The following is an 11,881-nucleotide window of genomic DNA, read 5'->3' as shown; positions in this document are numbered from 1 at the left end:
AATGGCCCAGGAAAACGCGAGATCACTGGACCTGTCGGGTGGTCCATTCGCCTCCTAGCGTGGCTCCCGAGCCACCGGCCACCCGACAGGAGAGACGTGCCGAACCACCGCACCGCCCGATCTGCCGCACTGCCGCCCCCCGGACCCCAGCGGACCCTCGCCGCCGCCCAGTTGGCGAGCGCCGTGGGCGACGGCGCGTACTACACCACCTCCGCGCTCTACTTCACCCGTGTCGTCGGCATGTCGGTGACCGCCCTCGGAGCCGGCCTCGCCGTGGCCTGGGCGCTCGGTTCGCTCGCCGGCGTCCCGCTCGGCCACCTCGCCGACCGCCGGGGCCCGCGCCGTACGGCGGTCGCGCTCGCGCTCGGCGCGGCGGGCGTGGTCGCCGCCTTCCTGGTGATCCGCTCCTCCTGGCCGTTCATGCTCGCGATGTGCCTCTTCGCCACCGCGCAGTCCGGGCTCACCGCCGCCCGGCAGGCGCTGGTCGCGGGCCTCGTCCCGCCCGCCGAGCGAACCGGGCTGCTCGCCCACCTCCAGTCAACCCTCAACGGCGGACTGGCCGTTGGAGCCGCCATCGGCGGTGTCGCACTCACCCTCGGCACCCGCGCCGGCTACCTCGGCGCCTTCGCCGTCACCGGGCTCGGCTTCCTGGCCGGCGCGCTGCTCCTACGGCGGCTGCCCGAAGTCCCGCCCGCGCCGTCGGGGCCGTCGGGGCCGGGCGACGGCCCGCGCCTGGCCGTGCTGCGGGACCGGCGCTACGCCGCCGTCACCGCCGTCAACACCGTGCTGCTGCTCCGGATGCCGCTGCTCAGCCTGATCCTCCCGCTGTGGATCGCCGAACGGGCCCCCGGGCTCGGCTGGCTCGGATCGGCGCTGTTCGTGCTCAACACCCTCGCGGTGCTGGCCTTCCAGGTCCGTACGGCCCGCGGCGTCACCGGGCTCGACTCGGCGGTGCGCGCCGTCCGCTCGGCCGGGGTGCTGCTGCTCGCCTCCTGCGCGGTCTGCGGACTGTCGGCCCTGGACGTGCCGGTCTGGACGGTCGGCGCCCTGCTGGTGGCCGCGGCCGGGCTACAGGTGGCCGGGGAGATGCGGCAGTCGGCCGGCTCCTGGCAGCTCGGATTCGACCTCGCGCCGCCGGAGCGGATCGGCCAGTACCAGGGCTTCTTCACCACCGGCGTGGCCGTCGCCCGCACCCTGGGCCCGCTGCTGCTCACCGCGCTGCTGCTGGACGGCGGGCTCGCGGGCTGGCTGCTCCTCGGGGCCCTGTTCCTCGCCGCCGGGCACGCGATGGGCCCGGTGGCCCGTTGGGCGGCGGCCGGCCGCCACCCGGGCCCCGTCCCGGCGATCGCCGTCCCGCGCTGAGCCGGGGCGACCCCCTGGCCGGAAAGCGGTGGCCCCCGCCCGCCGCCCGCTGGCATGCTGGCCGCGTGGACCGACCCCAGATCTCGCTCGACTTCGCCCCTGAGCTGCACCTCTTCGTCTCCGCGCCCCGGCGGGCCGGCCGCACCGCGCTGCGCACCGACGGCACCTCCACCCTCGGCCACGTGGTCGAGTCGCTGGGCGTGCCCCTCACCGAGGTCGGCGCCCTGCTGGTGGACGGACGGCCGGTGCCCGACGGGTACGTCCCGGTCGACGCCGACCACGTCACCATCGAGGCCGTCGCCCGGCCGCAGCCCTCGCTCGCCCCGCCGCGCTTCCTGCTGGACGTCCACCTCGGCACCCTCGCCCGCCGCCTGCGCCTGCTCGGCGTCGACGCCGCCTACGAGAACCCCGACATCGGCGACGCCGCGCTGGCCGCCCGCTCCGCCGCCGAGCAGCGCGTCATGCTTTCCCGCGACCGCGGCCTGCTGCGCCGCCGCGAACTGTGGGCCGGCGCGTACGTCTACAGCCACCGCCCCGCCGAGCAACTGCGCGACGTGCTCTCCCGCTTCGCCCCGCCGCTCGCCCCCTGGACCCGCTGCACCACCTGCAACGGGACGCTGCGCACCGTGACCAAGACCTCGGTGCGCGAGCAACTGCGGGACGGCACCGAGCGCTCCTACGACGCCTTCGCCCAGTGCACCGAGTGCGGACAGGCCTACTGGCGCGGCGCCCACCACGCCCGGCTGGACGCCATCGTCACCGACGCCGTGCGCGAGTTCGGGGGCGTCCCGGGGTAGCCCGCCCGGGGGTGTCCCGGGGTAGTCGCCCGGAGGTGTCTAGGGGCCGTCTCGGGGTCGGGTACGCGTCGGGGCGTATGGCGGGCCCCGGTGCGACCGTGGTCTGATCGGCGGTGGGGGACGAGCCCAGGAACTCCACGCCGAGGAGAGAGGCCGGGTCGTCGGATGAGCAGTCAGCCGGTACAGCAACCCTTCCGGACCACCGAGATCGGTGACACACCCGCGGTGACCGCCCCGGACGGGGCCAGGGTCCACCCGCTACTGGTACTGGAGGGGCAAGGAAGCCTCGCCGTGTTCGAGCTGGACCCCGGGGAGGTCACGCGCGCGGTGTCGCACGCCACCGTGCAGGAGTTGTGGCAGGTCACCGCGGGCGGCGGCGAGCTGTGGCGGCGCCAGGGCGACCGGGAGGAGACGGTCCGGCTCGCGCCCGGGACGGCCGTCTCGATCCCGCTCGGCACCGCCTTCCAGTTCCGCTCCGACCCGGACGGCGACGGACCGCTGCGCATAGCGGCCGTCACCCTGCCACCCTGGCCGGGGACGGACACCGAGGCGCGGTCAGAGGACGGCCCCTGGAAGGCGACCGTCCGATGAGCCGGGGAACGATGAGCCGGGGGAGGATGAGCCGGGGGAGGGCCGACAGGCGGACGCTGCGCCGCGCCTCGGCGGCGGCCCTGTCGGCGCTCACCCTGCTGGGCCTGGCCACGGCCCCGTCCGCGGCCGCACCCGCGGCCGCCGCCGAACCGCACCTCCAGTCGCGCTACGTCACCATGCCCGACGGCGTCCGCCTCGCCGTCGACGTCTACCTGCCGCCGGGCACCGAACCCGGCGCCAAGCTGCCCACCGTCCTGGTCACCCAGCGCTACTGGCGCGCCCGGGTCCAGCCCGGCAAGCCGGGTGGCACCAACGGCACCGCCGAGCTGTGGAACGCCCGCGGCTACGCCTACGTCGCCGCCGACCTGCGCGGCACCGGCGCCTCCTTCGGCACCCTGACCTCCGAACTGGGCGCCGACGCGATCGCCGACAGCGGCTCGCTCAGCGACTGGATCGCCGCCCAGCCCTGGTCCAACGGCCGGGTCGGCACCACCGGCATCTCCTACGGCGGCGACACCGCCATGCTGGCCACCGCCCTGGGCAACCACCACATCGCGGCCGCCGCCCCCCTCTCGTACGACTTCGACCCGTACGAGGACCTGGTGCGCCCCGGCGGACTGCTCATCGAGCCCCGGCTCGCCCCGTACGCGCTGCTGCTGCGCATCCTCGACCAGGCCGGCGGCACCACCTGCGACACCGACGAGGCGACCAGGCAGGTCTGCGAGCACACCGGACTGATCGGCCTGACCCCGAGGCCGGTCGACGGCCCGGACGGACCGGCCCTGCTGACCGCCGCGCGCGCCGAGCACGCGAACAACGCCAACCTGGTCGAGATGGCGCACACCGGCGTCCACCGCGACTACCAGGACGGCCCGAAGAGCTGGACGGTCGGCAGCGTCGGCGAGAAGACCGACGCCATCGAGGACGGCGGGGTGCCGGTGCTGACCCGGGCCGGCTGGCTCGACGCGGGCACCTCCAACGGCGTGCTCTCCCAGTTCACCGGCCTGTCCAACACCCAGGACGACTGGATCGGCCCCTGGAACCACGGCTCCGGCTGGTTCGCCGACCCGTTCCAGCCGGCCCGCCCGCTCACCGAGGCCGAACACGACCAACTCGACCAGCGCACCTTCGCGTTCTTCGACCGCTACGTACGCGACGGCGCCCGCCCCGACGGCCGGCGGCAGGTGCACTACTACACCTTCAACGAGGGCGTCTGGCGCACCACCACCCGCTGGCCGGTGCCCGGCACCCACACCCGGCGGCTCTACCTCGGCCAGGGCAACACCCTCGACGGCCGCCGCTCCGAGGAGGAGGGCCTGCGCTCCGGCTCCGACCTGCTGCGCCTCGACCCGACCGCCGGCACCGGCGAGTTCGACCGCTGGAACACCAACCTCAACGGGGGCAAGGTCAGTTACCCCGACCGCGCCGCCGTGGACGCCAAACTGCTCGGCTACACCACCGCCCCGCTGACCGAGGACACGAGGGTCACCGGCAACGGCAAGGTCACCCTGGACGTGACCGGCCTGGCCGGCTCGGCCGAGGGCGCCCTGCACGTCTACCTGGAGGACGTCGCCCCCGACGGCAGGGTCACCTATCTGACGGAGGGTCAACTCGCTGTCGCGGACCGGGCGGTGTCCGATCGTGGCGACAATCCCGACTGGCGCCGGCTGCGCACCCCGCGCACCTACGCGGCCGCCGACGCCGAGCCCCTCCCGCAGGGGCGCGCCCAGCGGGTGGTGATCGACCTCCAGCCGGTCTCGGTGCTGTTCCGCGCGGGCGACCGGATCCGCCTCAGCGTCGCCGCCGCCAACCCCGACTCCTTCCAGCTCCTCCCGGCCGACGGGCAGGCGAGCTACCGGATCGGCTACGGCGGCGGGCGCGCCTCGGCACTGGAGCTGCCGGTGGTGGGCTGAGGCCGGAGGCCGGCCGGTGGCAGTGGCGCCCCGACACCCGTCCTGCCCCGATACCCGAAGTGAAGGGGCCCCCGCCCGCGACGAGTCCGCGGGCGGGGGCCGGGTGCCGGGCACCCGGGCTACGCGTCCTCGACCTCCAGGCCGTAGGCGACGACGGCCTGACGCAGCCCGCCCGGGTACCCGGCGAGGGCCGGGGTGAACTCCCAGTCCCCCGAGGCGTCGCGGTCGAACCGGCCCAGCCGCATGGCCGTGTTGGTGTCCGCGCCGTCCGCCAGGTGCACGACGGCCGCGTCCTGTCCGGCACCGGCCTCAAGGATCAGGGCCGGTCCGGCGAACCCGCCCATGGTGGCCTTCGGGTGGTTCTCGGTGTCGGCCGCGGCGACGATGACGAGCCGGTCGACCTCGGCGGGCAGTGCGTCGAAGTCGACCATCAGGCAGGCGTTCGCGTCCCCGTAGCCGGTCACCAGCCGCACCGAACCGTCCGGCGTCGAGCCGTTGTTGTAGAACACCAGGTGGTCGTCCGACAGTGCGGTGTTCCCCCGGCAGACCAGGGCGGCGATGTCGTACTCCTCCTCGCCCGTCCAGTGCAGGAGCAGCCGCGAGGGCTCGGCGGCGACCTCGATCGGCGGCAGGTCGTCCAGGCCGTCGGCCCCGGCGGAGGTCTCGTCCTGGGCGGCCGCGAACACCTCGTGGAAGCCGTGGTGCTTGAGCAGCCCGACCAGCTCGGCGCCGTTGATCAGGGTGATCGGCTTGCCCGAGGCGAACTGGTGCGAGCTCGGGCCGAACCTGCTGGTGGTGATGAGTACGGCCCTCGTCGCGACCTCGTCGTGCCGCAGCGTGCCGTACAGCTCCCGTACGGTCGAGGGCGCCACCGTGTCCCGGTGGCGCTTCACCCGCACGATCACGTTCCCGCCGCGGAACGGGTCCGGGTCGATCCCGCGGGCGTCCACCCCGCCGTTCCACGACCGGGGGGCGAGCTCGACCTTCATGCCCATCGCCTCCATCAACCGGGCTATGAGCTGCTCGAACTCGACCGGGTCCATCGCCAGCAGGACCTGGAGCTCGCGGACGCGCTTCGCCATCCGGCCGCGATCGGCGTTGGTGTCGTCGCGCAGATGGCGGAACAGCACGCGCTGGGCGCGGCGTTCGTCGGCGTCGGGATTTCCGAGGCGGTGGAGCTTCCGGCTCCGGGACATGGAGTGCCCCCCTTGCAGGTGACGGATTGTTACAGGCGCCACGGTAGGGGAGGAGGCGTCCCGCCGTCATCGACCTCGCGGAACCGATGGGTGGCCCGCGCACGATCGGTGTCCGCGACGGGGCCGACGGGTCGGTCGGCCGGGGTGCGTCACGGCGCGTGCGGGCCGGGGGCCTGTCTTCGGGCGGTGTAGCCGCCCATCCGGGTCGGGGTGGCGTTCGGCCGGTGCCACGGCCAGGCCCCCGGCCGTACGGCGCAGCGAGCCGAAGCGATCAGAGCGTGGCGCTGCCGATGATCGCCCGGACCTCGCCGGAGATCGCGGCCTCGTTGTTCTCGAACTCCGGCGAGGTGACCTGGTCCTGCTGCGCCGGGAGGCCGGTGAGCACGGGGGTGTGCAGGTGCCCGCCGGGGAGTTCGGGGGCGAGGTCGAGGCGCAGGCGGTTGGAGCGGTAGGCGACCTCGTTGGAGAGGTATCCGCCGCCGCCCCCGGCGACCGCGCGGGAGCCGGGGGTGGGGCCGTCCGGGCGGACGACGGGCTCGGTGGCGCCCGCGGGGATCTCGGTGACGGGGGTGTTGAGCAGGACGGGGTAGGGCTGCTGGACGGCGGTCATGGCGTCGGTGGGCAGTGTGGTGCGGATGAACTGGGGCCCGTCCGCCAGGCCGGGGGCGTCGACCGGGTGCCGCGTGGTGCCGCCGGAGAGCGCGCGCACGTTGTCGGTGGCCGGGTCGGCGGAGCGGGCGCGCCCGGCCCAGGCCTCCAGGGTGAACTTGCCGGGGTAGCCCTGGCTGATGCTGGTGATCAGGTCGGCGGACTGCCGACCGGGCCGCAGGTGCGGTCCGAAGGCGCGTTCCACGATGCCGTCGTCGAAGTCGCCGTAGCGCACCGGCAGGACGACGGCCCGCACCTCGGCGGTGCTGCCGTCGGCCAGGGTGATCCGCTGCCCGTGCAGTTGCAGGACGGCCGCGCCGGCGGGGTTGGCGCGGCGCGGCTCGCTGTCCAGACCGTACGGGTCGAAGCCGCTGACGAAGATCCGCCGCACCTGGCGGGCGTTGCCGAAGCCGTCGTCCAGGCCGCGCGAGGCGTCCTCGAAGCGGGCCCTCAGCCCGGCGCGGTCGACGTCGAACCGGGGCTCCCAGCGGGCCAGTTGGACGGTCATGGCGAGCCTGGTCCAGTACAGCGGGCGGTCGTCGAGGGCGGGCAGCTCGCCGTGCGGGCGCCGGCCCTGGGCGCGGTCGACGCCGGCCTGCCAGAGCGCCCGGCCCCACGCGTCCACCACCCGCTCGGCCCGGTTGGCGTTGCGGGCGGCGCACAGGGCGGCGGGGAAGCCGCGGAGCAGGTCGTCGAGGCCGGAGCGCTCGGTGAAGGCGGCCGTCCGGGTGTCCTGGAGACGGGCCTGTTCGGCGTCCAGGGCCGCGGTGGTGACGGTCCGGCAGCCGGCCGGCGCGGCGTGGGCGGCGGCCGGGGCGAGCAGGGCGGAGAGCGTGCCGGCGAGGGCGGTGGCCACGGCGGCGGCCCGTCCGGTTACGCGTCCGGTGGCGCGTCCGGCGGCGCGGCGAAGGCGTGTCATGTGACCTGACAATAGATCGCGGGCTGACGCACCGCCAGGGTGCCTGTTTCGTACCCGTAGGCTGAGCGGGTGACCGCCCTCGACCCGACCGTGAAGTCCCTGATCGCCGACCCCTACGGCGCCTACGTCAAGCTGCGCGCCGAGGCCCCCGTCCACCGGGTCGTCGGCCCGGACGGGCTGCCCGTCTGGCTGGTGACCCGCTACCAGGACGTCCGCCAGGCCCTCGCGGACCCGCGGCTCGCCCTCGACAGGGCGCACGCCGCGCCCGGCAACTACCGGGGCTTCTCGCTGCCGCCCGCGCTGGACGCCAACCTGCTCAACATGGACCCGCCGGACCACACCCGGATCCGCCGGCTGGTCTCCCGGGCGTTCACCCCGCGCCGGGTCGCCGCCCTGCGCACGCCGATCGAGCGCGTCGCCGAGCGGCTCCTCGACACCATCGAGCCCCTGGGCCGCGCCGACCTGCTCGCGAGCTACGCGGCGCCGCTGCCGATCACCGTCATCTGCGACCTGCTCGGCGTCCCCGAGGGCGACCGCCTCGACTTCCGCACCTGGACCGACTCCCTGATCACCCCGGACCCGGCCCGGCCCGAGCAGGCCCGCGCCGCCGTCAAGGCGATGCTCGGCTTCTTCACCGGCCTGATCGAGCGCAAGCGCACCGACCCGGCCGACGACCTGCTCTCCGACCTGATCGCGGTCCGGGACGAGGAGGGCGGCGGCGACCGTCTCGGCGAGGACGAACTGACCTCGCTCGCCTTCCTCATCCTCTTCGCCGGCTACGAGAACACCGTCCACCTGATCGCCAACGCCGTCCTCGCCCTGCTCACCCACCCCGAGCAGCTCGCCGCCCTGCGCGCCGAGCCGGAGCTGATCGCGGGCGCCGTCGAGGAGTTCGCCCGCTTCGACGGGCCCGCACCGCTGGCGATCCGCCGCTTCCCGCGCGAGGACGTCGAGATCGGCGGCACCACCGTCCCGGCGGGGGAGACCGTGCTGCTCTCGCTCGCCTCCGCCAACCGCGACCCGGAGCAGTTCGCCGACCCCGACCGGCTCGACCTGCGCCGCCGCGAGAACGGCCACCTCGCCCTCGGCCACGGCATCCACTACTGCCTCGGCGCCCCGCTGGCCCGGATGGAGACGGAGCTCGCCCTGGGCGCACTGCTGCGCCGCTTCCCCGACCTCGCCCTGGACGCGCCGGTCGAGCGGCTGCGCCACCGGCCCACCATGCGGGCCCGCGGCCTGCTGGAACTCCCGGTCCGGTACTGATCCGGTACCGGCCGGCGCGGCGGGAACCGGCGCGATCTCTACAGCGTTGTCGTGGTCGAACAGCGTGAATCGGACGGTGGTGGAGGAACCCCCATGAGTGTGGCCCTGACCAAGGGCGGCAACGTCTCCCTGAGCCGGCAGGCCCCCGGGCTGCGGACGGTGCGGGTCTGCCTCGGCTGGACGGCCGGAGCCGGGTACGACCTGGACGCCAGCGCGCTGCTCTGCGGCGCCTCCGGGAAGGTCCTGACGGACCAGCACTTCGTCTTCTTCAACAACCTGCAGAGCCCGGACGGTTCGGTCCGCCACCAGGGCGGCAACGGCGGCGGCGAGGACCGCGAGCGGATCGACGTCCGGCTCGCGGACGTCTCCGCCGACGTGGAGCGGATCGTCTTCCCGGTGGCGATCTACGACGCGGCGCAGCGGCGCCAGAGCTTCGGGCAGGTCCGGGGCGCGTACATCCGTCTCGTCGACGCGGACGGCGGCGGCGAGGTGGCCCGCTACGACGTGGCGCCGGAGGCGGGCAGCGAGACGGCGATGGTGTTCGGCGAGCTCTACCGGCACGGCGCGGACTGGAAGTTCCGTGCCGTCGGGCAGGGGTACGCCTCCGGGCTCGCGGGTATCGCCACCGACTTCGGTGTGGACGTCCTGCAGCCCGCGCCCGCCGCCGCGCCCGCCCCGGTGCCGGCCCCGGTGTCCGCCCCCGCCGTGCCCGCGGTGCCGCCGCCGGTCGCGCCGCCCGTTCCGAAGACCCAGCCAGTACCAGGGAGTTCGCCCGTGACGTGTTTCTTCGACCCCTCGCACGGCCCCGGTTCGACCGCCGTGCTGTGGCAGCCGCAGTGGGGCGTGCCGCGCCAGGTGGAGACCTGCGCCGCCTGCGCCCAGCGGGTGCAGACCACCGTCCCGCCGTTCTACACCCCGCCGCAGGGCTACCCCCAGGCCGGCTACGCGCAGCCCGGCTACCCGCAGGCCGGGTACCCGCAGCCGGTCCAGCAGGGCCACCCGCAGGCACCCGGACAGCCGGAGCAGGGCGGGCGCCGCTTCGGCACCGGCGCGATGATCGGCGCGGGTGCGGCCGGTCTGGTCGGCGGCGTGCTGCTCAACGAGGCCCTGAGCGACGACGGGCCCGAGGTGGTCGTGAACAACTACTACGAGAGCGACGACGACGGCTTCTTCTAAACCCTGGGACAACCTCTCGGAGCGGTCCCGCTCCGACCCCTGACGGCCGTACGGCGCGCTCGCGCCGTACGGCCGTCGGCGTTCCCCGGGCGGGGTCAGCCGTTCCGCCGCCGGTACGCCCCGGCGCGGGCGGCGGCCTCGGCGGCGGTCGCGGCGCGGTCGGCGGCGGCCTCGTCCAGCGGCTCGGCGGTGGTGAGCATCCGGTAGTAGAGCGGCGCCGAGACGGCCCGGACGACCTCGAACTCGTCGGTGTCCGGCGGGAGTTCGCCGCGCTCGACGGCCTCGGTGACGCACGGCGCCCACTCCTCGACCCGGCGGCGGTAGAAGTGCTGGAGGGCCTCGGCCGTACCGGGGTCGCCGTTGGCCGCCACGAGCACCGCGCGGAACAGCGCACCCTGCCGGGGGTCGGCCAGGGTGCGCTGGACCAGCCGCGCGTTGGCCCGCAGGTCCTCGGTGAGCGAGCCGCTGCGGGCGCGCGGCAGGGACTGCTCGGCCATGTCCGTCAGCAGGTCGGCGACCAGGGCGGTGGTGCTGCCCCAGCGGCGGTAGACGGTGGTGCGGCCGACCTCGGCGCGCTGGGCGAGGTCGGCGAGGTCGAGGCCGCTGAAGCCGTGCTCGACCAGGGCGTCCTCGGCGGCCCGCAGGACGGCGGCGCGGACCCGGGCGGTCCGGCCGCCGGGGCGGACGGTGCCGGGGGTGGACGGGTCGGCGGGCTCGGCGGTCATTAACGGGATTCCTGTTCCATTAGGTGGATGGAGCGTGCTAGCTTGAAGGCATCCTAACGGAACGAGAGTCCCATTAGGGACTTCGAGGGGAGTACTGTCATGGCAACCACCGATGTGAGTTCCACCGGCCTGGAGTCCGGCGCGGGATCCGGCATCCCGGGATCCGGCATCTCGGAATCCGGCATGGAGTACCGCCGACTCGGGGCGTCCGGACTCATGGTCCCCGCCCTCAGCCTCGGCACCGGCACCTTCGGCGGCCGCGGCCCGCTGTTCGGCGCCTGGGGCACCACCGACGTCCAGGAGGCCCGCCGCCTGCTCGACATCGCCATCGACGCCGGGGTCACCCTCTTCGACACCGCCGACGTCTACTCCGACGGCGCCTCCGAGGAGGTGCTCGGCCAGGCGATCCGCGGCCGCCGCGACCAGGTGCTCATCTCCACCAAGGCCGGCCTGCCGACCGGCGACGGCCCGCAGGACGCCGGCACCTCCCGCGCCCGGCTCATCCGCTCGGTGGAGGACGCGCTGCGCCGCCTCGACACCGACCACCTGGACCTCTTCCAACTGCACGCCTACGACGCCGGCACCCCGATCGAGGAGGTGCTGGCCACCCTGGAGGACCTCGTCCGCGCGGGCAAGATCCGCTACACCGGCGTCTCCAACTTCTCCGGCTGGCAGCTGATGAAGTCCCTCGCCCTCGCCGACCGCCACGGCCGCCCCCGCTACGCCGCCCACCAGGTCTACTACTCCCTGGTCGGCCGCGACTACGAGTGGGAGCTGATGCCGCTCGCCCGGGAGGAGGGCGTCGGCGCCCTGGTGTGGAGCCCGCTCGGCTGGGGCCGCCTCACCGGCCGGATCCGGCGCGGACGGCCGCTCCCGACCGGCAGCCGCCTGCACGACACCGCCGACTACGGCCCGCCGGTCGAGGACGAGCTGCTGTACCGGGTGGTCGACGCGCTCGACGAGGTCGCCGCCGAGACCGGCCGCACGATCCCGCAGGTGGCGATCAACTGGCTGCTGCGCCGTCCGACCGTCTCCTCGGTCATCATCGGCGCCCGCAACGAGGAGCAGCTGCGGCAGAACCTCGGCGCGGTCGGCTGGTCGCTGACGGAGAAGCAGGTGGCCCGGCTGGACGCCGCCAGCGCCCGCACCGCGCCGTACCCGTACTTCCCGTACCGCCGCCAGGAGGGCTTCGCCCGGCTCAACCCGCCGATCGCCGGCTGACCCCGCACGTCCACGGGCCGGGGTGCGGCGGCGTACGCGGGGTCACGCCGAGCCGCCGCACCGATCTCCC

10 protein-coding genes are annotated in these 11,881 nt (G+C 74.9%); 7 read left to right on the top strand and 3 right to left on the bottom strand.

Annotated features, from left to right (window positions below; translation table 11 throughout):
* Positions 1 to 96: 96 nt before the first annotated feature.
* From RZ50_RS19425 to RZ50_RS19410, 4 genes are all read left to right on the top strand, one after another.
* Entirely contained in the window at positions 97 to 1,362 is a 1,266-nt protein-coding gene (locus RZ50_RS19425) for an MFS transporter (protein WP_308271874.1), read from the top strand.
* Between the two features lie 65 nt (positions 1,363 to 1,427).
* A complete protein-coding gene (locus tag RZ50_RS19420) occupies positions 1,428 to 2,159 on the top strand; it encodes a Mut7-C RNAse domain-containing protein (protein WP_196950948.1) in 732 nt (243 codons plus the stop codon).
* Positions 2,160 to 2,450: 291 nt separating this feature from the next.
* Positions 2,451 to 2,750: a cupin domain-containing protein gene (locus tag RZ50_RS19415; RefSeq protein ID WP_196950949.1), complete on the top strand. Its 300-nt coding sequence runs from the start codon at positions 2,451 to 2,453 to the stop codon at positions 2,748 to 2,750.
* A gap of 26 nt (positions 2,751 to 2,776) precedes the next feature.
* Entirely contained in the window at positions 2,777 to 4,663 is a 1,887-nt protein-coding gene (locus RZ50_RS19410; protein WP_196950950.1) for a CocE/NonD family hydrolase, read from the top strand.
* 119 nt (positions 4,664 to 4,782) lie between these two features.
* Here the strand turns inward: RZ50_RS19410 and RZ50_RS19405 are convergent, their stop codons facing one another.
* Both RZ50_RS19405 and RZ50_RS19400 read right to left on the bottom strand, forming a co-directional pair.
* Positions 4,783 to 5,859 carry a restriction endonuclease gene (locus RZ50_RS19405; RefSeq protein ID WP_196950951.1) on the bottom strand — a complete coding sequence of 359 codons (1,077 nt, stop codon included), beginning with the start codon at positions 5,857 to 5,859 and terminating at the stop codon, positions 4,783 to 4,785.
* 271 nt (positions 5,860 to 6,130) lie between these two features.
* Positions 6,131 to 7,426 (bottom strand): pyroglutamyl peptidase, encoded by a 1,296-nt coding sequence (locus RZ50_RS19400; protein ID WP_196950952.1) that lies wholly within the window; start codon positions 7,424 to 7,426, stop codon positions 6,131 to 6,133.
* Positions 7,427 to 7,495: 69 nt separating this feature from the next.
* Between RZ50_RS19400 and RZ50_RS19395 the strand changes: the two genes are divergently transcribed.
* Both RZ50_RS19395 and RZ50_RS29925 read left to right on the top strand, forming a co-directional pair.
* Positions 7,496 to 8,689, top strand: a complete 1,194-nt coding sequence (locus tag RZ50_RS19395; protein WP_308271872.1) for a cytochrome P450 — start codon at positions 7,496 to 7,498, stop codon at positions 8,687 to 8,689.
* 93 nt (positions 8,690 to 8,782) lie between these two features.
* Positions 8,783 to 9,865, top strand: coding sequence for a TerD family protein (locus RZ50_RS29925; protein WP_196950953.1), 1,083 nt, complete (start codon positions 8,783 to 8,785; stop codon positions 9,863 to 9,865).
* A 95-nt stretch (positions 9,866 to 9,960) separates the two neighbouring features.
* On the opposite strand, the gene RZ50_RS19385 is transcribed toward RZ50_RS29925, so the two are convergent.
* On the bottom strand, positions 9,961 to 10,590 hold the full coding sequence (locus RZ50_RS19385; protein WP_196950954.1) for a TetR/AcrR family transcriptional regulator: 630 nt from the start codon (positions 10,588 to 10,590) through the stop codon (positions 9,961 to 9,963).
* A 183-nt stretch (positions 10,591 to 10,773) separates the two neighbouring features.
* Between RZ50_RS19385 and RZ50_RS19380 the strand changes: the two genes are divergently transcribed.
* Positions 10,774 to 11,811, top strand: a complete 1,038-nt coding sequence (locus tag RZ50_RS19380; protein WP_196950979.1) for an aldo/keto reductase — start codon at positions 10,774 to 10,776, stop codon at positions 11,809 to 11,811.
* Positions 11,812 to 11,881: the final 70 nt, after the last annotated feature.

The organism is Kitasatospora sp. SUK 42 (genome assembly GCF_015776785.2).
Lineage (GTDB): Bacteria > Actinomycetota > Actinomycetes > Streptomycetales > Streptomycetaceae > Kitasatospora.
Note: the sequence above shows the minus strand (reverse complement) of the source record. Positions and strands in the feature narration are given on the sequence as shown.